Annotated in this window: 23 protein-coding genes and 2 pseudogenes; 17 read left to right on the top strand and 8 right to left on the bottom strand. The window is 66.2% G+C overall.

Translation table 11 applies throughout. From position 1 onward, the window contains the following. The first annotated feature begins 211 nt into the window (after nucleotides 1-211). Both HD593_RS09205 and HD593_RS09200 read left to right on the top strand, forming a co-directional pair. Entirely contained in the window at nucleotides 212-2,479 is a 2,268-nt protein-coding gene (locus HD593_RS09205; protein ID WP_185101765.1) for an HD domain-containing phosphohydrolase, read from the top strand. Nucleotides 2,480-2,861: 382 nt separating this feature from the next. Then, nucleotides 2,862-3,740: a DUF4190 domain-containing protein gene (locus tag HD593_RS09200; RefSeq protein ID WP_185101764.1), complete on the top strand. Its 879-nt coding sequence runs from the start codon at nucleotides 2,862-2,864 to the stop codon at nucleotides 3,738-3,740. A gap of 586 nt (nucleotides 3,741-4,326) precedes the next feature. On the opposite strand, the gene HD593_RS09195 is transcribed toward HD593_RS09200, so the two are convergent. Beyond that, entirely contained in the window at nucleotides 4,327-4,821 is a 495-nt protein-coding gene (locus HD593_RS09195) for a hypothetical protein (protein WP_185101763.1), read from the bottom strand. 264 nt (nucleotides 4,822-5,085) lie between these two features. Here HD593_RS09195 and HD593_RS65075 point away from each other — a divergent pair, with 264 nt between their 5' ends. The 3 genes from HD593_RS65075 (at nucleotide 5,086) to HD593_RS09185 (ending at nucleotide 6,770) form a co-directional block, all read left to right on the top strand. Next, nucleotides 5,086-5,472: a S26 family signal peptidase gene (locus tag HD593_RS65075; protein WP_350669274.1), complete on the top strand. Its 387-nt coding sequence runs from the start codon at nucleotides 5,086-5,088 to the stop codon at nucleotides 5,470-5,472. Nucleotides 5,473-5,857: 385 nt separating this feature from the next. Continuing rightward, nucleotides 5,858-6,427, top strand: a complete 570-nt coding sequence (locus HD593_RS09190) for a hypothetical protein (protein WP_185101762.1) — start codon at nucleotides 5,858-5,860, stop codon at nucleotides 6,425-6,427. A 31-nt stretch (nucleotides 6,428-6,458) separates the two neighbouring features. Then, on the top strand, nucleotides 6,459-6,770 hold the full coding sequence (locus HD593_RS09185; protein WP_185101761.1) for a hypothetical protein: 312 nt from the start codon (nucleotides 6,459-6,461) through the stop codon (nucleotides 6,768-6,770). Between the two features lie 679 nt (nucleotides 6,771-7,449). Here HD593_RS09185 and HD593_RS09180 read toward each other — a convergent pair. Continuing rightward, the gene (locus HD593_RS09180) at nucleotides 7,450-8,145 is read right to left on the bottom strand and encodes a hypothetical protein (protein WP_185101760.1); all 696 of its coding nucleotides are present in this window, start codon (nucleotides 8,143-8,145) and stop codon (nucleotides 7,450-7,452) included. 384 nt (nucleotides 8,146-8,529) lie between these two features. On the opposite strand from HD593_RS09180, the gene HD593_RS09175 reads away from it, so the two are divergent. The 7 genes and pseudogenes from HD593_RS09175 (at nucleotide 8,530) to HD593_RS09150 (ending at nucleotide 12,123) form a co-directional block, all read left to right on the top strand. After that, nucleotides 8,530-8,850, top strand: coding sequence for a transposase (locus HD593_RS09175; protein WP_185101759.1), 321 nt, complete (start codon nucleotides 8,530-8,532; stop codon nucleotides 8,848-8,850). Beyond that, nucleotides 8,850-9,104 (top strand): annotated as a pseudogene (locus HD593_RS65070) (IS3 family transposase); the annotation flags it as partial. The gene HD593_RS09175 and the pseudogene HD593_RS65070, both read left to right, overlap by 1 nt. Nucleotides 9,105-9,659: 555 nt before the next feature. Then, nucleotides 9,660-9,908, top strand: coding sequence for a hypothetical protein (locus HD593_RS09165; protein WP_185101757.1), 249 nt, complete (start codon nucleotides 9,660-9,662; stop codon nucleotides 9,906-9,908). Further along, nucleotides 9,835-10,275: a hypothetical protein gene (locus HD593_RS09160; protein WP_185101756.1), complete on the top strand. Its 441-nt coding sequence runs from the start codon at nucleotides 9,835-9,837 to the stop codon at nucleotides 10,273-10,275. Before HD593_RS09165 ends, HD593_RS09160 begins: the two co-directional genes overlap by 74 nt. Beyond that, nucleotides 10,272-10,577, top strand: a complete 306-nt coding sequence (locus HD593_RS61210) for an NlpC/P60 family protein (RefSeq protein WP_312903407.1) — start codon at nucleotides 10,272-10,274, stop codon at nucleotides 10,575-10,577. Before HD593_RS09160 ends, HD593_RS61210 begins: the two co-directional genes overlap by 4 nt. Next, complete coding sequence (locus HD593_RS65065; protein WP_425262872.1) at nucleotides 10,549-10,749, top strand: NlpC/P60 family protein; 201 nt, start codon at nucleotides 10,549-10,551, stop codon at nucleotides 10,747-10,749. The genes HD593_RS61210 and HD593_RS65065 overlap by 29 nt, the downstream gene beginning before the upstream one ends. A gap of 468 nt (nucleotides 10,750-11,217) precedes the next feature. After that, nucleotides 11,218-12,123 (top strand): MerR family transcriptional regulator, encoded by a 906-nt coding sequence (locus tag HD593_RS09150; RefSeq protein ID WP_185101754.1) that lies wholly within the window; start codon nucleotides 11,218-11,220, stop codon nucleotides 12,121-12,123. Nucleotides 12,124-12,450: 327 nt separating this feature from the next. Here HD593_RS09150 and HD593_RS09145 read toward each other — a convergent pair whose 3' ends face one another. Further along, complete coding sequence (locus tag HD593_RS09145; RefSeq protein WP_185101753.1) at nucleotides 12,451-12,948, bottom strand: FBP domain-containing protein; 498 nt, start codon at nucleotides 12,946-12,948, stop codon at nucleotides 12,451-12,453. Nucleotides 12,949-13,013: 65 nt separating this feature from the next. Between HD593_RS09145 and HD593_RS09140 the strand changes: the two genes are divergently transcribed. Continuing rightward, nucleotides 13,014-13,589, top strand: a complete 576-nt coding sequence (locus tag HD593_RS09140; protein WP_185101752.1) for a TetR/AcrR family transcriptional regulator — start codon at nucleotides 13,014-13,016, stop codon at nucleotides 13,587-13,589. 44 nt (nucleotides 13,590-13,633) lie between these two features. Here HD593_RS09140 and HD593_RS09135 read toward each other — a convergent pair whose 3' ends face one another. Beyond that, nucleotides 13,634-14,434, bottom strand: a complete 801-nt coding sequence (locus tag HD593_RS09135; RefSeq protein WP_312903406.1) for a GNAT family N-acetyltransferase — start codon at nucleotides 14,432-14,434, stop codon at nucleotides 13,634-13,636. A gap of 71 nt (nucleotides 14,435-14,505) precedes the next feature. Continuing rightward, nucleotides 14,506-15,255 carry a DeoR/GlpR family DNA-binding transcription regulator gene (locus HD593_RS09130; RefSeq protein ID WP_185101751.1) on the bottom strand — a complete coding sequence of 250 codons (750 nt, stop codon included), beginning with the start codon at nucleotides 15,253-15,255 and terminating at the stop codon, nucleotides 14,506-14,508. Nucleotides 15,256-15,308: 53 nt separating this feature from the next. On the opposite strand from HD593_RS09130, the gene HD593_RS09125 reads away from it, so the two are divergent. The 3 genes and pseudogenes from HD593_RS09125 to HD593_RS65060 all read left to right on the top strand — a co-directional run. Further along, nucleotides 15,309-15,671, top strand: a complete 363-nt coding sequence (locus HD593_RS09125) for a DUF4406 domain-containing protein (protein ID WP_185101750.1) — start codon at nucleotides 15,309-15,311, stop codon at nucleotides 15,669-15,671. A 28-nt stretch (nucleotides 15,672-15,699) separates the two neighbouring features. Next, nucleotides 15,700-15,855 carry a hypothetical protein gene (locus tag HD593_RS09120; protein ID WP_185101749.1) on the top strand — a complete coding sequence of 52 codons (156 nt, stop codon included), beginning with the start codon at nucleotides 15,700-15,702 and terminating at the stop codon, nucleotides 15,853-15,855. 114 nt (nucleotides 15,856-15,969) lie between these two features. Beyond that, a pseudogene (locus HD593_RS65060) lies at nucleotides 15,970-16,050 on the top strand (hypothetical protein); the annotation flags it as partial. Nucleotides 16,051-16,239: 189 nt separating this feature from the next. Here HD593_RS65060 and HD593_RS61200 read toward each other — a convergent pair. The 3 genes from HD593_RS61200 to HD593_RS65055 all read right to left on the bottom strand — a co-directional run bounded on the left by HD593_RS61200 (nucleotide 16,240) and on the right by HD593_RS65055 (nucleotide 18,374). After that, complete coding sequence (locus HD593_RS61200; protein ID WP_185101748.1) at nucleotides 16,240-17,892, bottom strand: hypothetical protein; 1,653 nt, start codon at nucleotides 17,890-17,892, stop codon at nucleotides 16,240-16,242. Nucleotides 17,893-18,027: 135 nt separating this feature from the next. After that, on the bottom strand, nucleotides 18,028-18,270 hold the full coding sequence (locus HD593_RS09105) for a DUF6086 family protein (RefSeq protein WP_185101747.1): 243 nt from the start codon (nucleotides 18,268-18,270) through the stop codon (nucleotides 18,028-18,030). Further along, complete coding sequence (locus HD593_RS65055) at nucleotides 18,234-18,374, bottom strand: DUF6086 family protein (RefSeq protein WP_221524673.1); 141 nt, start codon at nucleotides 18,372-18,374, stop codon at nucleotides 18,234-18,236. Before HD593_RS65055 ends, HD593_RS09105 begins: the two co-directional genes overlap by 37 nt. Before the next feature lie 173 nt (nucleotides 18,375-18,547). Between HD593_RS65055 and HD593_RS09100 the strand changes: the two genes are divergently transcribed. Next, on the top strand, nucleotides 18,548-18,952 hold the full coding sequence (locus tag HD593_RS09100; protein ID WP_185101746.1) for a hypothetical protein: 405 nt from the start codon (nucleotides 18,548-18,550) through the stop codon (nucleotides 18,950-18,952). Nucleotides 18,953-18,990: the final 38 nt, after the last annotated feature.

Raw genomic sequence — 18,990 nt, 5'->3', positions numbered from 1 at the left:
TCCAGTTGTATCTCATCCACCTCGGGGGGAAAGCAAGCCTGCCGATGAATGCGCAGAGGGTGAGCGACCGGCGTGATCTTCACCAGCGGGTGATACTGCAAGACAGGACGTCCGCCGCTCCCGACTGTCTTGTGGCAAACGCACGCAGGCGGGAACTGACCAGCCGGAGCCTACAATGGCCGTTACACCTGACCCAGTCACGGTCGAGACGTTGAGCGAGCTTGCCCAAGCCCTTGATCAGCTGCGGGAGAGCCGCTCCTACAGCGAGTTGGCCAAGGCAGCGAGACCGGACACGCTCCCGTCGAGCACTCTGAACAATCTCCTGTCAGGTGCGACGCTGCCGACGCAGGAGACGCTGGAGCGATACCTGCGCGCGTGCGGCGTGGTGCGCGATCAGCGAGCGGCCTGGCACGCCGCTCGGCAGCGAGTCGCGTCGAGCGCTCCCCAGGGCCTGCCGGACGCAGTGCGGGTGAACCGTGCGGATCAGCGCCGACTCGGCGTACATGCCGCGATCAGGGTAGATGACGCGGTCGGCGACCTGCCTGCTTACGTGGCGCGTGATGTCGACCTCAGCCCCGATGGCGTGCGCGCCCTGGTGAGCAAAGCGGCCGCGAGGGGTGGGATGGTCCTCCTGGTAGGCGGCTCCTCTGTGGGTAAGACCCGCTGCGCCATTGAGGCGCTGCAGGCGGTCGTGCCGCAGTGGTGGCTGTGGCATCCGGCGGATGCGGCGCAGATCCGGCAGGCCGCCACAGCACCCCCTGGTCGCCTGGTGGTATGGCTGGACGAACTGCAGCGTTATCTAGGTGGATCGACCGGTCTGCAGGCCGCGACCGTACGCACGTTGCTGCACGCTCGGACAGTGATGATCGCCACCTTGTGGCCCGAGCGCTACACCACCTACACAGCGTTCCCGGCATCTCACCGGTCCGATCCATACGCGACCGAACGCGAACTGCTCGATCTGGCCGATGTCGTCCACCTCCCGGCCTCATTCGGCGTCGCCGAGCAGGCAAGAGCACAGGCTGCCGCGGATGCCGGGGACCGGCGCATCGCAGTTGCCCTGCAATCGGCAGACTACGGGCTCACCCAGACGATAGCTGCGGCTCCGCAACTGGTGGACCGCTGGAGCGCGGCTGACCCCTACGCCGCCGCCGTCCTGAACGCCGCGATCGATGCCACCCGTCTCGGCGTCATCTCACCCATCAGCGAGGGCCTGTTACGAGCCGCCGCGCCCGGCTACTGCGATCCTCGCCAGCGCGCCGCAGCACCAGCCGGCTGGTTCGAAACAGCGCTGGCCTATGCCACAACCACCCTCAGTGGTGCCGCCGCCGCACTCGCCCCGGTCTCCGACCAGACCACCATGGGGCATATCAGCGGCTATCTGGTCGCCGACTACCTGCAACAACACGCCGAACAGCAGCGCCGTCTTCTCCAAGTGCCCGCCACCTGTTGGCAGGCCATGATCGACCACCTCACCGACTCCAGCGATCAGTCCCGGACGGCCTACTCCGCGCAAACCCGCCTCCTGGACCAGTACGCCGAACTCCTCTACCGCCAGGCCATCAACAACAGCAACAGCCAGGCGATCAGCCTCCTGAGCACTCTGCTGATCAGCCAAGGTCGCAAGCAGGAAGCCGTGGCGATATGGCGTGATCGAGCGGAAGCAGGCGACCGGTCCGCTGTCGCGGCGCTGGCAGACATGCAAGGCGAGCAAGACAGGACCGCGGCAACAGTCACCATGTGGCGCCGCCAGGCAGAAGCAGGCGACCGGTCCGCCGCCGTACGATTGACGGGACTGCTCATCGGTCAGGGCCAAGCCGAGGAAGCACAGGCGCTGTGGCACCACACATCCGGAGCCGACGTTGCGCGGACTTTCACGACAGATGTTGCTCAAGCGCTGACTTCGGCCATGCAGCTCAAAGACCCTTACCTCCGCCATCACAGCGAACGTATGTCTCGGCTCGTCGCCATGATCGTGCAACAACTCAGGATGACGCCCGACGACGTCGAGGCAGCACGCCTCGCCGCCCTGCTTCACGACATCGGCAAGCTCGCGCTTCCCAGTGCCGTCTACCTGAAGGCTGGGGCCCTCACCGAAGAGGAGTTCACCATCATCAAGATGCACGTCACGCATGGAGCGAGCATTGTCCGCCGGCTGTCGCGCCTTTTCGAGGGTACGTGCCACCCCACTGTCGACCATCCCCACATCGCCAGGGCCATTGAGGGCATCCTCCACCACCACGAACGTTTCGACGGCCGGGGATATCCCCTGGGGCTGGCGGGCGAGGAGATCCCGCAGATCGCCCGCGCCATTACCGTTGCCGACGCGTTCGACTCGATGACGACCGACCGCACCTACCGGAGCCCACGCTCCATTCACGAAGCTGTGGTGGAACTCCGCAAGGGGGCGGGCAGCTCCTTTGATCCTCAGATCGTCGAGGCGTTCGTGAGCACCCTCCAGTCCCGCATCAAAAAGTAGTGCAAATCCATCATTTCGGGCATGGGTTTGATGGCCCAACCCGTATCCCCCGAACAGGAAAACGGTGGCCAGAAAGACCATTCGGCGACCGTCGTGACCCGCAAGGATCTCGCGTACTGACCTCAGGGGCCGAGCTCGAGTGACCGGTCCCGCGTTCCCCTCCAGCAGACCTTCCCCAGCAATGGGCTGAGATCATTGGTCGTTTGCACGTGGCGCCTGGTCATGGCTGAGCGCAGCAACGATTGGAGCACATGTTGCGCGAGCCTGTTATTCGTTGGACCGTGCCATTACGATCGGCTAAGCGCATCGCAAAGGGTCTGTACGGGGATGGAATCACTCTGCGGTGGCACGGTCACGTCTCATTCGTCGTGGAGGATTCGCCATGTCCAATCCCTACGGGCAGCAGTACGACCCGAACAGAGTGCACCCCTCTGCGCATGGCGCACCGCCTCCCGGCTACGGAACGGTGCCTCCTCATCACCATCAGCAGATGCGCAACGGATTAGGCATCGCCGCGCTGGTCATCGGCATCATCGGAGTGCTGACCGGGGTGATTCCGATCCTGTTCTTCGCCTCCGGCACCCTTGGCCTTCTAGCGGTGATCTTTGGTTTCGTCGGTCGCGCCCGGGCAAGCCGCGGCACCGCCTCCAACGGTGGCTTGGCATTGTCGGGAGCCATCCTCGGCCTCATTTCCATGGGACTCGCAACGTGGGGACTGGTCGTCACGGTGAGCGCCGTGGGCGACGCGGCAACGCGGCTCGACAAGGCGCTCGCCTCCGCCACCGCGTCCCCTGAAGGCGCCGATCCCAGCCCGACGAAGAGCCAGGCACGCAAACCGATCCCGCTGGGTGCTGTCACAAAGGAGCCTCCATTCTCGTTGAAGGTCGTGTCCGTCAGCCGTGAGCAGACCGTGAGCAGTTCCATCGACAGCCACAAAGCCCAGGGCTCCTACGTCGTCGTACGGGTCCTGGTGAAGAACACCGGCAACAGCCCTGCCTCGTTCGACGGCACCGACTCAGGCCTCCTGGACAGCGACAGCAAGCAGTACAACGTGGACTCGAACGCGACGATCAGTCAGAATCTGGAGACGGGCCAGGGCTTGTACGACGAGATCAACCCCGGCCAAAAGGTCACCAGAGTACTGGTGTTCGACCTTCCGAAGAAGGCGAAGCCCGTCGTGATCGCCATGTTCGGCGCCGAGGGCTCCGACGGAGCGTTCATGTACCTGGTCAAAAACAGCGAGCTGGCCTCCCCGGCGTGATGCGGGCCTTCCCGACCGACCCCGCTCTCAAAGTATGCCGGTCTTGCTCACAGGTGTGCCGTCACGCGAGATGAAATGCCCCGCGACCGCCTCACGGCAGCACGAGCGCACCGCGTCCACCCGGGAGGTGCACCGTGCGCCTGCGGCAGCGGCAGCGGCAGCGGCGGCGAGTACGACCGAGGGGCCTCGGTGAATCCGGACAGCTATCTGGTTGATAGGGACTCACGGCTTGAGAGAAAAGGCAAGTCCATCGGCCTCGCCGTAAACCTGGATGAGGGAGCATTTCGAGGGTGAGCGTCCTTTCTGGGCTGAGCATGAGCCGTCAGGAAGTGGGCCGGATGCACGAGTGCTAGGCCTCGAACCACTCGGCGGCGATGTCGGTTCCCGTGAAGCGCCCGATCAAGGCCAAGAGGGTGGAGGCCGGAAGGTCGTGCAGATAGGTCGGTGACTGCATGGCCGCCTCTCGAACGACAGGAGGCATCCAAAGGTGGGTTACGGGTTGCTTCGAGCCCATGCCCACGGCAGCCTTCCGCACTTCCTGAGCTCGGCCGCGCGTCGCGTTGCCCTGATCGTCATCATGGTGCGATCAGGCAAATGCGCACAACCTGTTGAACTCCGCGATGTCCGTATTGATATCTGCGATCACCTGGTTGGGGTCGCCGCCGGTCATGCCGTTCAGACGGAAGTTCAGTTCCTGGAACTCGGCGGCCAGTCGTCTGATCGTCGCCCCCACCGCTCCCTGCGCGTTGAGGGCTGCGCCCATCAGGTCGCGGTACGTCTGCTGAGCCGTGGCCGCCTGGCCGCTGCGGCTGGTTCCGGCATTCCTCCGGTAGGAGGTCAGGGCGGCCGCCGCCTCGTCGCAGCCGACGGACCGGACCTCCGGCAGCGGAGAAGGGGAATCCTGGACCACCGGCGTGCGGCTCGGTGCTCGCGACGTGCTGGACTCGGGCGATGAATCCGCAGGCGATGGTGAGGGCCGGGTGATGACCCGATCCGGTGAGGATGCAGGCGGGGACGAACTGGAAACTGCTGTGCTGGGCGGGGTGGTGGGCGGCATCAGGTAAGCGAAGATCGCGACCACGGCTGCGATCGTACCTGCCAGAGCACTCACTGCCGTCCAGTTCAGGCGCGAGCCTGCACCCCCACCGCCCGCCCGCGCTGATCCGCTTCCAGTCATGTTCTGATGGTGGCCGAGCCGCCGAACTCGGTCCAGGATGATTCCTGCAGATGTTCTTGAACTGCGGACAGCCCCGGCGCCGGCTACGCCCTGGCCGCGGACCATTCCGACCGGGCGGCCACTATCCCGCTGCTCCTCCCCTGCTGACGAGCCGACTACGCTCCCCACATCGGCGATATCGTCATCTACCCCACACCACAAGGCTGGTCCGGCACCACAGCGGGTGACGAGCGCGTCGGGCGAGTCATCGGCACACCGGAAGGCGCAGTGAAATGCTACGACACCGAGGGACGGCTTGAGCTGAACGGTAATGCGCTGAACGAGCCCTACTTGGCACTCCCTCCCGCGTCTCACACGACATTCGACATTCAGGTACTGCGCGGCCAACTGTGGATCATGAACGACAACTGCCACGTCACCCTTGACTCCTGCGCCTACCCGGACACTCCCGGTGGCGGAACCATCGGGACCGCGGACGTAACGGCTGTGGTCGATGCACCACCGCGGGAAGCTCACCGACCGACCGGACCGCCGACCTGGCCGAGTCGCCGGTAGGCGGGCACCTCGTGACTTCTGCGATGTTGATGCGATGGACAGATAGGACGGTCGTCTAAGCGATCGTGCGTTTTGTCGAGGACGGGGACAGGTTTCAGCAGCCGTGGTTGCGCCGCGTCCATGACCGGGCGAACGACCGTCCGTAACATGGACTCGTTCTCATGGATATCAGGCATCGAACCCTGCCATGAAGCGCGATCGTATGGAGCAGGATATGCGCGGGGACTGGCACCAATGCGGCCTCAATGGCCTCACATGCCGAATGTACCTCATAAACCTCTGGCATCACTGCTTCTGGAGTCGTGTCCGCATCAGGCCACGAGGAGACCCATTGATGTTCCGCCACGACTCATTATGATAAGTCCGGGGCGGGAAGGTAGGGGCGATGAACGACAACCTGCAACATCCTTTTCCGTTCGCGTATGCGTACGCGGCCAAGGAGGTTCAGACCATCGCCGCTCCACTGCTGACCGCGGCCGCCCTTTCGCTCGCCGGCGTGGTAGCCGGGGCGAGCTCTAAAACTTTTCTCTGGCCAGGGCCCACTCTGCTGCTACTCGTCGCAGCATCCCTCCTGTTGGTCGCCAGCATCCAACTGCACTACCACTCGCGCCAATATCTCTACACGTGTGCCGATATCGAAGAATGGGTGCCAGAAGATATTTCACCCGCCGTTCGCGCAAAGCTGTACGAGTGGCAAGGCGACGACTTTAGCACTTGGATGGTATTTCACAATCGGGCGGTTCATTGCTTCAATACTGGCACTGTTTTCTTAGGGATAGGAGTAGCTGCCGCATTGTGGCCTCCAGAAGAGGGAACGCAGGCCACTTGGAGAACAGTGGCAGCCATTATGGTGCTATTGGGCGTTGCTGTAGAGGTGGGCTGGATGGCTCATCTGTACTCCAGAAGCGGAAGCCTGGAGGAGAAGCGCAGGAGAGAGCTCAGCAAAATTTCATGAGCAGTCACACACGAAGACACAGGAGACTCAAATGACTGTACATGACATGACCCTACCTGGATTTCTACCGCTGAAGCGCTTCTGTCGAGAGAAATATTGCTCGGCACGCATCAAGGTGCGGAGGGGAGATAAGTACGCCGAATGGAATGCAACGCTGACTCGGGGCGATAAAGCAATTACAGAATACCTCAAGAAGTACAACAAGGCTCAGCACAGAGATGGCTGCCGATACAAAGATCTGCCACCGTCCGTCCACGTCTGGTGCCGGAAGGGCGACCGAAGCGAGTTCGAGGCCCTCGCGAAAGAGCTGATCCGCCTGGAAACGGCGCGCCAGAGCTCCTAGCATGGCCTGCGTGATCGACATATCCCGCCGAAGACGTCACCTGAAAGCCTTGTTCGGACTGCTCAGCATCACATTCGGCTGCCTCTTGGCCTGGTTGTCGATACACAACAGAATGCTTCCGGTCGAGAGCTGGGCCGCAGTCACATGGCCCTGGACACTCCTCACGCTGGCGACCGTCAACTTCGCACGGTCGGCCTTGAAGGCCGGCAGCCTGATCGGGCCCGGCCTGCTGGCGTCAACCGCCTGCGGTGCACTTGTGACAGGAGTGGGAGTAAGCCGTTCTCCGCTCACCATCGTGGTCCTGGCCTGTGCGGCCATCCTGACTGGTGTCGTCCTCATTCGGTCTTCAAGGAGCAGATCTCAGGCAGGCTGGACCAGGGTCATGACCACGGGTCGTGTTCGGGCGCCGGTAGCTGTCGGCCAACACACGCCCCACCCGCGGTTGACGCTCCGCGCCATCGCTGGCGAAGTAAGGGCCGACTTCGGTGGATCGAATCTCGACGGCTCCCTGGCCGTATGGGTGACGGCGATCTCGGGACACGTCCATCTGACGGTGCCCCGTACATGGCCAGTCGTGGTGCGCTCGGCCGGCATCGCCCTGACTCGCGTCACCGATACGCACAATCCACGCGACACTCACGCAGAGGACGCCCACTCTCTCGGACTGCACCTCCTGGGGCTATGTGCAGCGATCACGCTCGTTCGGGCCTGATGTCCCGTGATCATAAGGCAGGGTGACCTCCTGATCAGCCAGGTCATCCGAGATACGTTGGAAAAGCTCCCATTCATCTTCACGGCGCGGCAACCTATAGTGCAGGGCCTTGACAAGGTCGAAGCGGTGCAGGTCATACACCACATGTATGAGCTGTGCATAGGCCTGAGCTGCTGTCACCGCACCCTTGTACGCCAGCCCAGCGATTGCCAACGCCGCAGCAGGTAACCACCATTTATCTGATTCGTCATACACGGCAAAACCCATGGTCGCCGCGCAAGCCAGAAAGCTGTAGCAAAGGTTGACCGCCGTATCCAGGGCATCCCTGGCAGCGGCCAGCGCCTTCGCCAAGGGCTGGGAGAGTTGTGGAAAGATGCGCGGCCATGACGTCAGTGTGGTCAATCCGTAGCGTTCCCCGGCCCGTATTTCGCCAGCGCGCAGGGCGTTGCCCAATGCCGTGGGCATCAACGCGTTCGCAGGTGGCATCCTAGCCAGACGTTGCCTGATGTTCTCACCTGCTCGCTCCGCGGCGGCATCCAGATCTCGTAACTGCTCGGACAACGACAAGTCTGCGGGGCTACGATCCTCCCGCCCGTCATCATCGACTTCTTGGGCCGCCTCGCTCGCGGCCTGCCATCTGCGGCGTTGGTATTCCACGAGCACGTCCGCGAGCCGAGCGGTAGACAACCACCGGTCCCAGTAACCCTCGAGCACCCGTACTGCCCGCACTTGAAAGGGCTGCAGGAGCAAACCGAGTACAGCCGCGCAGGCACAGATGCCGACTACAGTCCCTCCTAGACCAGCCGGTGTCTGCGGTAAGACCTCGTGCCAGCGACTGCGGCCCGAGAAGCCATCAGCCCGAATCAGCCCCCAGAGGCATGCGACGAAGATCGCGTTCGGCGCGAAGCCCACCGAGAGCACTCGCCGCATCCGCAACCTTTCTCCCAAACCTCACGCTGAGAGACAAGTATGGCTATAACTGATCAAGTGGCAAGTGGTGTGCCCCGGGTTGAGTGGAGGTGGATTTCTGGATTCTTGTGCCGCTTGATGAGAGGAAAGTGGCATGGGACGACGGGGCTACCCGCCGGAGTTCCGGCGCAGGTACTGGACCTGCTCGCAGCAGGCCGCGCGGCCACCGAACTGGCGCATGACCTGGACGTCAGCACGCAGACGATCTACACCTGGCACCGCCAAGACCGTATCGACCGCGGCCTGACACCCGGCCTGACCAGCGGCGAGAAGGCTGAGCTGGCCGCTGCCAAACGGCGCATCGCCGAGCTGGAGAGCGAGCTGCAGGCTACCCGGCGGGCCATCGAGCTCATCCGCGAGGCGGCACCCCCAAAAGACGGTTCGAAGCCATCGCGGTGATGGCCGGCGACGGCATTCCGGTCGAGGTCGCCTGCCGCGTCCTGAACGTGTCGGTGTCCGGCTACTACGCCTGGCAGGACCGGCCGCCCTCGCCGCGGGCCATCCGGCACGCCTGGCTGACCGACCTGATCCGGCAGATTAACCAGGATTCCCGCGGCAGCTACGGCGCCCGCCGCGTGCGCGCCGAACTGACCCTCGGCCACCAGGTCACGGTCAGCCGTGGAGCGGTGGAGCTGCTCATGCGCCGGGCCGGGCTGGAAGGCCTCAGCGGCCGGCCCAGTGGCGGCGCGCCAAGCCGGGCCAGATCGCCATCGACCTGGTCGATCGGGCCTTCATCCGGACCGGGCCCGACCAGCTGTGGATCACCGACATCACCGAGCACCCGACCCGGGAGGGCAAGGTGTTCTGCTGCGTGGTGCTGGACGCCTACTCGCGCCGGGTGGTGGGCGGCTGTTGCGTTCGCGCTCAACCCCAGGCCGAGAAAGACCCTCGGATGGAGAACCCCCGCAGAAGCCTTCAGCGAGTATCTAGACTCGCTGCTGAACAGCAGTGTTGCGACGACTAATTGAATCCGAGCAGTTCGGGTCCTGGGCCTTCACCCAGCGGGCCAAGGACTCCGGCCTGCTGCCCTCGATGGGCAGCGTCGGCGATTGCTCGACTGTGAGAATGGGATCACGTCACCGGGGCGGCTTGACTCGTGTTACGACTGACCCTGCGGGTGTCCTTGCTGTTGATCTGTCGGTCGCCTCGGTGCCGGTTGGATGCGAGCCGTCGGTCGTGTGGATGGTGACCCGATAGCCTGCTGCCTCGTGAAGAAGGCGCTCGTCACAGTCCTGTCCCTTGCGCGCGACCGGCGGTGGTACACAGTCGACCCATTGATCGTCGATGTCGCGATCAAGCTGAAACTGCCGCGGCGCGCGGCGGAAGTCGCACTCGCGACCGCGCTTCAGGAAAGCCACCTCGACAACGCGGCCGTCTCGCAAGATGGAAACCTTCGGCCTGTTCCAGCAGACACCCTCGGCCGACTGGGGCACCCGCCAGCAGGTCACCACGCCTGACCACGTCACCCGTTCCTTCTACGAGCGGCTGGTACGGGTCCGCGGGTGGGCGACCATGCCGCTGACGAAAGCCGCCGCGATCGTGCAACGACCGCGTGAGGACCTGCGTGGCGAGTACGCGAAGCACGAGCCTCTCGCCAAGAAGCTCGTGGCCACCCTTTGGACAAAGCCACTTTCGCCGGCCGACGCGAGCACGAAGGACCTGAAGCTGACGGCTGACGAACAGACCCACGTCCGAACCGGTATCGAAACCGCCGCCGGCCTCGGAATCCCGCGGGACACGATCGTCTCGCGTCCGTTCTGCGCCAGAAGTACGATGCCGCACAAGCGGATCCCGCCGTACGGAAGCAAGCCGAACGCATCGTGAACACCATCGCCAGGCAGCTGTGCGCGGAGCTCGGCGGCCTCTCCATCGCCGCCGGCTCCGCTCGCGCCGCCATCACGGTGACCGCAGCGTTGGCGCAGCAAGGCATCCCGTACTCATGGGGCGGGGGCGAGCCCGCCGGCCCCAGCTACGGCATCGGACGCGGCGCGAACACCAGTGGATTCGACTGCAGCGGCCTCACGGAGTACGCATGGAGCAAGGCAGGGACCCGGATCGGCGGCACCACGTACGAACAGATCAACTCAGCCCCGAAAGATCCCACGGGCACAGATCCAGCCGGGTGACCTGGTCTTCTACGAAACCGACTCCACTCGTTCAGGCCCTGACCATGTGGGCCTGGCTCTTAACGACGCCGAGATGGTGAACGCGCCCCACACCGGCGCCCTCGTCCGATCCCATCGACAGGCGAGGCTACGCCGGAGCGGTGCGCCCGTCCTGAATCATCGCATGCGCTGATCACGCAGCCATTAGAGCGCTACCTGAGAGTAACAAGCCTCTGAGGTCCCGATCTTCCATCGCGCGCCCCAGGCGACACCTCCCGGGCCGTCTTCTTCCTGTACGACGGCACGATCTACAAGATCAGGACGTCCGTACGCACTAGCCGGAGCTGTACTGACCCGAACCCGCAACCGACCGCCCGCGCCCGCTCCCCGGACCTGGTCCGGGGGGCGGGCGTCGGCCGTTGCCAACCCGCGATAAGCCGCATTTGACGTAAATGGGGTCCTTGGGCTTCTTGGCGAGTCACGCAGTGCGCGCTGATCAAGGTCGCGTCAGGAGACCTTTCCGTGTACGGATCGCGTTAATGGATCTCCGAGAGGATCCGCCGGGACCCCCGATCGCGAACTCGACGCCGGCGGGGTTTGCATATGCCGTAGCGGCATGTGGTCCAGTGGACGGTGAGCACGACGTTGAGAGGTTTCCTTCATGCACCTGCCTGCGATGCCCCGCTGGGTTAAGATCGGCGACGCTGCCGCATTCACCGGGACCACCCCCCGAGCCATCCGCCACTACCACGCCATCGGGCTGCTTGCCGAACCGGAGCGGGGCGCCGACAACCGCCGCCGCTACGGCTACGGCGACATGATCCGCCTGCTGTGGATCCGCAAAATGGCGGACGCCGGTATCCCCTTGGACGACATCCGCACCGCCTTCGAGGGCACCATCGACATCGAGCAGTCGCTCGCCCGACTGGAGGAATGTCTCACCGCCAAGGCGGCCGCCATCGAACACCAGCGGACCGCCGTCCGCCACCTGCGCGAGTCCGGCAACCCCCTTGGCCTGCTCTCCCCGTTGGTCACCGGCCGACTGCGCCACGTGCCGCCCGGGGCCCTGCGCCCTGCTGACCTCGATACCCTCCTGGTCACCGAGCGCATTTTCGGCCCGCTCGGCGCTGCCGTCCAGGCCGACCGGTTCATCGTCCTGGCCGCCCGGCCCGACCTGCGGGCCGAGGACGACCGCCTGGCGGAGGCCGAGGCGGCCCTGGACGACAGTGTCTCCCCCGACGACCCCCGCGTGGACGCCCTCGCCATCCAGCGGTGCGCACACGAGACCGCGTTGCTCGCCGCCATCGAGGACGCCGGACTGGAGGAAACGCACGACGACCTCTTTGAGCAGTACGACGAGACTGCGGACAAGGACGAGAGCGAGACGACGATGAGCGCGTCGGAGGCCATCGGCAATATGCCGTACGACTTCTCCCCGGCCCGCATCCGGTACGAAGAACGCGCCTTCGAACTGCTACACGCCCAGCAGAACGGCGACACGCCCCACAGACCAACTGATCAGCCCTCAACAGCCTCCGCCGACAACGCCGACGACCACAATCGATGATCTGGTGGGAAGAGGGGTTCTGTACCCGGCTCGCACTCGCCGAGGCGGGTCGCCAGGTCGTGCGTTACGACCACCGCGACCGCCGTGATGATTCACCCCCGCTGCTGCCGACCGCTCCTTTCCGTCCTGATAGGCGGGTGTTCTTTCGCACGCTGGAGCTACTGGCGCCGATTCGGCAGCCGTGGTTGCGCCGCATCTACGACCAGGTCGAAGACCGTCCGTACAGGCACCCGTTCTCGTAGCCGCAGGGACTCGAACCCACGGGAGGCGGCAGCGCGTCCCAGCCGAGCCGGAAGGGACCGCTGACGGTGACGGCGGCCGCCTGGCCTACGCGACCACCTTCGCGATGAAGCCGGCCAAATTGTCCCGCGTGCGGGCTACCCGCTCCTCCACCGTCAGGGTCTCCTCGAAGTCGCCCCCCGCAGTCTCCTTCCTGCCCCGCGTGTACAGGGAACAGGCCAGGTCGGAGCACAGGTACTGGCCCACGGTGTTGCCCAGCCTCCCCGCCTCCCCGGTGCGCCGCGCGCTCATCAGCGCCACCCCGCCCCCGGTGCGCACGGTCAGGCACAACGAGCACATGCTGCGCGAGGCGAAGCCCCGCGCAGCCCCCTTGACCGCCCGCAAGGCGATCCCCACCAGGCCGCCGTCCTCGCGCTCGGCCACCATGTAGCCACGGTCAGGCGCCCCGGGATCGCGCCAGCCGAGGAAGTCGAGGTCCTGCCACGGTTGCTCGGCGAGATCTGCCGGCAGGCCCAGCCTCTTGGCCTCGCCTTTGGAACAGTTCACGAACGAACTGCGGATATCGCTCTCTGTTATCGGTCTCATGTCCCGCACGCTATGTCAGGCTAATATAATTAGGCAAACCGTTAATTTACTTAGTGGAGGTCGTCGTGGCACGTGCGGGCATCACCGCTGAACGACTCACCCGCACGGCGGCCGAGGTCGCCGATGAACTCGGCTTCGACCACGTAACCGGCTCCGCGGTCGCGCGCCGTCTCGGCGTGAAGGAGCCCAGCCTGTACGCCCACATCCGCAACGCCCGCGAGCTGAAAGTACGGGTGGCGCTGCTGGCTCTGCAGGAGATGGCCGACCAGACCGCCACCGCGATCGCCGGCCGCGCCGGCAAGGACGCCCTGACCGCCCTGGCGGGCGTCTACCGCGACTACGCCAGAACCCACCCCGGCCGCTACGCCGCCTCCCGCCACGAACTCGATCCCGAAACCGCCGCCGGCAGCGCCGGCCCCCGCCACAGCGAGATGCTGCGCGCCCTGCTGCGCGGCTACGACCTGCCCGAACCCGGCCAGACCGACGCCGTACGCTTCCTCGGCGCCGCCATCCACGGATATGTCAGCCTGGAAGCGGCCGGCTCCTTCAGCCACACCCCGCGTGACACCGACGCCTCCTGGGCCTGGATGATCGACACCCTCGACCTCGCCCTGCGAGCCCGCTCCGCCAACCCCGCCTGACAGTCCGCCCCGGCGTGCATCGCGCGTTCAAGGTGCCGCCACGCTCAGGTGGCGTTGATGGCGTGCTCGGTGAAATGGCCGCAGGAGCGGAAGCCTAGGCGGCGGTAGACGGGCTCGCCGGCCGCGGAGGCCTGCAGGACCGCGATGCGATGGCCTCGGTCGCGGGCGGCGTGGAGTGCGGCGAGGGTGATGGCGGTTCCGTAGCCGCGCCGGCGGTGGGCGGACAGGGTGGTGATGTTGTAGATGCCGGCGACGCCCGCGTGGTGGAAGACCTCGGCGGAGCAGACCGGCCGACCCGCCGCGTAACCGACCAGGTAGCGGGCCGGGCTGTCGGCGGCCAGTGCCTGCGGAGCGGCCCGTGAGAAGAAGCGGCGAACCGTGTCGGCGGGCGGGGACCAGTTCGCCGCCAGGATCTCGGCGTAGTCGGCGAGTTGCCCGTGCTCGGTCACCGTACGGATGTCCAGTCCTTCCGCGGCGGGCGGCGGCAGGGTGTCGTCGAGTTCGGCCCACATGGCGGTTTCCCGCTCGGTCGCCGGCAGGCCGGCCGCCGACAGCAGCGCGCTCAGGTCCGGCGGTGCCGAGGCGGGTCCCACCCACCAGGAGAATCGGCGGCCGGTGGAGGCCAGTGTCCGGACGGTCTCGGCGATGCGTGCCGGTGCGGTGGCGGGGGTGAAGCGGGCCGCGGCGACGATGTTGAAGGTGTCGTCGTTCAGGCCGCTGTCAGCGATCAGGAGGTCGTCGGTCTCCAGGACGGTCGCGCCTGCCAAGCTTCGGTGCAGATGACAGGCGTGTCCGGCCAGGTTGAGCTCCATCCTGGCAGGTAGGTCGGGTACAGGGATGGACACGAGCCAGACTATAGAGCATCACGCGCAATCGTGAAAAAGTACGCACCCTCCTGACTCGCCGCGTTCATCGTTCAGGTGGCGTGGAGGATGGGCACGCTGAGCGCCCGCAGCGTGGCGTGGCCGGGGTCGACGTCGGTGACGATTCCCGCGACCTCCGTCAGCGGGAGGACGGCGAACCGGGAGGCGGCGCCGATCTTCTCCGCGCTGCCCAGCACGTACGTGTCCGCCGCCTGCCTGGCCAGGGCGCGCTTCATGGCGGCCTCGTCGGCGTCGTCGGTGGTCAGCCCCATCTCGGGATGCACGCCGGTCACGCCGAGCAGGAAGAGGTCGGCGTTCAGCCCGCGTGCGGCCTCCGCCGCGGCGGCGCCGCAGGCGACCATGGAGTGCTTGAACAGCCGGCCGCCGATCAGGTACACCTCCACGTCGTGATGCTCGGCCAGCGCGCTGGCCACGGTGGGGCTGTGCGTGATGACGGTGGCGCGCAGGTCGAGCGGCAGGGCGCGGACGACCGCGAGCGCGGTGGTGCCGCCGTCCAGGATCGCGGTGCTGCCCGGCCTGATCAGCGCCGCCGCGGCGGCGGCCACGCGTTGTTTGCCGGGCACCTCGACGCCCTGGCGGGTGGCGTAGTCGGCGATCGCGGGCGAGACGGGCAGCGCGCCGCCGTACACCCGCTGACACAGACCCGCCGCCGCCAGATCGCGCAGGTCGCGGCGGATGCTGTCCTCGGAGATGCCGAGTTCGGCGGCGAGGTCCTTGGCGATGATCCGGCCGTTCAGCTGGAGGCGTTCCAGGAGGAGCTCACGGCGTTGGGCGGCCAGCATGCACGATTCTCCTTGTTGTTTCCGGTTTCTGCCTATTATAGTTCCGCAACGTGATGATCCTGATCGCGGGTCCCTACCGTTCTGGCACGGGTGACGACCCCGCACTGATGGCGAACAATCTGGCCCGGCTGGAGGAGGCCGCATGGCCGATCTTCCGCAGCGGCCATGTCCCGATGATCGGCGAATGGGTGGCCCTGCCCGTCCTGCGCGGCGCGGGCGGCACCGGGCCGGCCGACCCGGTCGCCGAGCAGATCATGTACCCCACCGCGGAACGCCTGTTGCGGCACTGCGACGCGGTCCTGCGCCTGCCCGGGGCGTCGACCGGCGCGGATGAGGACGTGCGGATCGCCACCGAGCGCGGCCTGCCGGTTTACTACCGCGTCGAGGACATCCCTGGCTACCAGGCCGCCGCCTGACCGCCCACCTGCGACGACGCCGAGCCTCGTGATCGCCCTGAGGGCGATCACGATCGCAGACCTGGCCATGGTCCGCAGCGGCGAGATCGTCGACGCGAAGGACGCGTACGAGCAGGTCGTGGCCCAGGTCGGGCTGGAACCCGGCATCTGGGGGTGCTCGTGCAGGTCCAGCACGGTCCGATGATCCAGTCACGGCTCAGCGACCGGCTGCGGGCTCGACGCCGGGGCCGCTCACGCCCATCGCGTTGCGTACGCGGACGACGCCGCGGCCAGGCTCCTGTCCGACGTCCTGGTACGCATGCCCACCACCTGGACGGCCGACGCCCACGTCCGCGCGGGTGGCCGTACCTGGCTGTACGACTTCGCCTGGCGAGGACCGGCCGGCGCGACCCACGGCATCGACGTCCCCTTCGTGTTCGGCCTTCCGGTGACACGGGCTGGCCTCGTACGAGCCGGAGCTCGGCACCACCCGGATCTGGGACACCGATCCCGCCACCGCCCATCCGCTGCCCGAGTCCCGGCCCCGCGCGGGCGTCGCGGCTGCCCAGGGACACACCCCTGGCTCGGGCTACAGCCGGATGATGTCGTAGTGGTCGAGACGGTCGACGGTCATTCGCAATTTGCCGTACTGGCAGGAGAAGGCCGGCGACTTCGCGTGCGGGAAATCCGGCGAGACCAGCGAGACGCGACGCGGGCAGGAGCCGAGGTCGGCCTCCACGGTGAACCCCGACTGGGGTGTGATGCCCTGGTCGTAGTTGTGGTTGACGAGGTGGAGGGAGCGCTTTCCGGTGCCACGCTGCACGAGCAGGCTCGCCGCGACGTGGGCCACGCTGACCCGTACCGCCCGGGTGCTGATCACGTTGTCGCTGAAGAGCGCGCGATGATCCTTGTAGAAGCGGGTGTAGGTCTTGAAGAAGTCCATCATGCCGAGGTCCGTGGCGGTGGGACTGCCGACGGTGTCCTTCAGGTGGAAGGCGGGGAAGATGCCGTTGGCGTACGCCTCGGCGCCGAAGATCCGCCAGTAGTCCTTCCTCTCCTCCAGCGGCAGGTTGAGGTAGCTGGTCATCATGTCGTTCGGCCAGTCGATGAACACGACGACAGGCACGTGGCCCGCGATTCGGGCGCTCTGCTCCTTCAGGTAGCGGTACTGCGACTGGAGTGACTTGGCGCCGTTGAGGTGACCCTCCACCACCGGTACGTAGTCGGCGCCTCGGAAGTCGGGGGTCTGCTCGTCCGGGTTCCACGGGTACATGCCGACGCTGTTGAAGTCCACATACGGCCACAGCCCGTTCGAGGAGATGAGGACGCCGCGGTGCCGGGTGCGCCAGGAATACGCTCGCGTCCTGTCGACAAGCTCTTTCCAGTACCGGCGGAGGTACGTGGCGGTGAACGAGGTGTCCTCGGCGTACATGCGGTTGGCGACCACCCGGCCCCACTCGCGGGCGAGGGGGTTCGCCGCGTTCAGGGGGTCGCGGTTCCAGCCGCCGGCCCGCAGGTAAGCACGGTAGTTGAAGTTGGCCGCCAGGTCGCCGGCCGGCACGTCGCGACGGAGGATGTTGTCGTCGGTCATGCCGAAGCGCGACTTCCAGTCGGCGGCGGTGAAGGCCGGATACTTCTCCAGGAGGTACCGGTTGAAGTCGGCGATCGCGTAGTCGTCGAAGCCCTCGTTGCCGTTGAAACCGTATTTCGACCCGCCGCTGAATCCGGCGTTGACCTCGTCGAAGTTGAGCCCGTCGACACCGCCGTCCACCTGGATGCGTGCCCAGGACAGGAGGTATTCGCGGTATCGGGGATTGAAGAGGTTGCCCCGCCGCGCCGGCTCCGGAAAACCGAACTCGTCATGAGGGACCGGATCGCCGTCCGCGTCGCGCGTCGACATGTCGTCGAAGATCTCGGCGGTGGCGAAGTCCTTCGGGAAGATCACGCTCGCCGTGCCGCTGCCCATGAAGGTGATGCCCTTCGCGTGATAGCGGTCGATCTGCGCGAAGTTGTAGTCAGCCGCCTCGTCCCCTGCCGTGGACCACTTCCCGATCGCGCGGATGGTGGTGTCCGGGTCGAGCTCGTAGACCTGCGGGTCCTCCTCGTGCACGTCCGACTGGCTGAACGCGTACACGACGAAGTCCTTGACCGGGCCTGCGGCCGGTGCCGGTTGTCCCCACGCCGCGAGCGCCGCCGCCATCATGCCCGCTGACCAGCGCAGTAACCCGGATCGCCGTGGCATCTTGTCCCCCTGGGAGCTGCTACATCGGCAACTTTTGGAAGCGTATGTCCGGGTCCTCGATAGGGGAAGCGCGCCGTCCGGCTCGGCCGTAGGGGCCGGCTCAGGCAAGACCCGGGGGCAATGCCGTTCAGCGGCTCAGTGTGGCATCGCCCGGGCGTGCCGCGCCGCGAGCTCCGCCCATCGCCCGGCGGTACCGTCCTCGGGCAACCCGGTGGAAGGCCTGCTCACCCGCACAGCCCCGCCTCCACGCTGCCCGAGCACCAGCGCCGTGGCGATGAAGCCCTCCATGAGGGCGTGCAGGCTCGAATGGTTCGTACGCTCGCAGCGCTCGACCAGGGCGCTCACGAAGGCGGTGAGGTTTCCAGGTCGATCTGGCATTCGTCGTCCCGCATCGGCCCGAGCCCCGTCGGCAGGCCCGCCTCCGGTGCGAGGGCCTGGGAGGATCGCAGGAACAGCGCGGAGACGCCGTTCGAAGGGTCCACAGGACTTGATCACCGACCTGGTAGTACTGGCTCACCGTGCCCACCTCCCATCGTCATCCTGTCAGCGGCCGCGTCAGGGCGGCGACGGCCCGGTATCAGAGCGAACGGCGATCGTAACTGCCATGAGCGGTTCAGCAAGGGGCCGTCATCGATCTCCGAAGGAGCACACCACCATGTCGATCACCCTCACCGCCCAGGACATCCAGACCCTGCGGATCGCCGGCTGGGGCGCCATCTCGCTGATGTCCGCCGCCGGTGCCGCCGGCTCGGCGCACAAGGTCGCCACCGAGGGCTCCATCGCCCTGACCTCCGCGACCGGTCAGGTCGGCCACGTTCTCGCGAAGGCGCCCAAGGGCGTCAAGTACGGCAAGACCGTCGCCGCCCTCGCCGACCAGGTGCTGCCTGCCCTGACCGCGTCCATGAGCCTGCTCCAGCAGCAGGACCCCGCCGAGGCCGACAACTTCCGCCGCACCGTCACCGTCGCCCTCGAAGCCGCCACCCGGAACCAGAAGGGCCGGCCGAGCCCCACCCTGACCGAGATGGCCCGCAAGATCACCGAGGCTCTCGACGCCGCTTGATTGACATGCCGCCGCAGCCCATCACGGGGTCCTTTTGT

The organism is Nonomuraea rubra, from assembly GCF_014207985.1.
Taxonomy (GTDB): domain Bacteria; phylum Actinomycetota; class Actinomycetes; order Streptosporangiales; family Streptosporangiaceae; genus Nonomuraea; species Nonomuraea rubra.
The sequence above is the reverse complement of the archived record's forward strand: the minus strand, read 5'-3'. Positions and strand labels throughout refer to the sequence as shown.

Coding starts and splice junctions, on each gene's coding strand:
- HD593_RS09150 (WP_185101754.1), top strand. CDS start 11,218: ATGCACCTGCCTGCGATGCCCCGCTGGGTTAAGATCGGCGACGCTGCC.
- HD593_RS09130 (WP_185101751.1), bottom strand. CDS start 15,255: ATGCTGGCCGCCCAACGCCGTGAGCTCCTCCTGGAACGCCTCCAGCTG.
- HD593_RS09200 (WP_185101764.1), top strand. CDS start 2,862: ATGTCCAATCCCTACGGGCAGCAGTACGACCCGAACAGAGTGCACCCC.
- HD593_RS09105 (WP_185101747.1), bottom strand. CDS start 18,270: ATGCCAGATCGACCTGGAAACCTCACCGCCTTCGTGAGCGCCCTGGTC.
- HD593_RS09190 (WP_185101762.1), top strand. CDS start 5,858: ATGAACGACAACCTGCAACATCCTTTTCCGTTCGCGTATGCGTACGCG.
- HD593_RS09145 (WP_185101753.1), bottom strand. CDS start 12,948: ATGAGACCGATAACAGAGAGCGATATCCGCAGTTCGTTCGTGAACTGT.
- HD593_RS09100 (WP_185101746.1), top strand. CDS start 18,548: ATGTCGATCACCCTCACCGCCCAGGACATCCAGACCCTGCGGATCGCC.
- HD593_RS09160 (WP_185101756.1), top strand. CDS start 9,835: ATGGAAACCTTCGGCCTGTTCCAGCAGACACCCTCGGCCGACTGGGGC.
- HD593_RS09125 (WP_185101750.1), top strand. CDS start 15,309: ATGATCCTGATCGCGGGTCCCTACCGTTCTGGCACGGGTGACGACCCC.
- HD593_RS09185 (WP_185101761.1), top strand. CDS start 6,459: ATGACTGTACATGACATGACCCTACCTGGATTTCTACCGCTGAAGCGC.
- HD593_RS09175 (WP_185101759.1), top strand. CDS start 8,530: ATGAGAGGAAAGTGGCATGGGACGACGGGGCTACCCGCCGGAGTTCCG.
- HD593_RS61200 (WP_185101748.1), bottom strand. CDS start 17,892: ATGCCACGGCGATCCGGGTTACTGCGCTGGTCAGCGGGCATGATGGCG.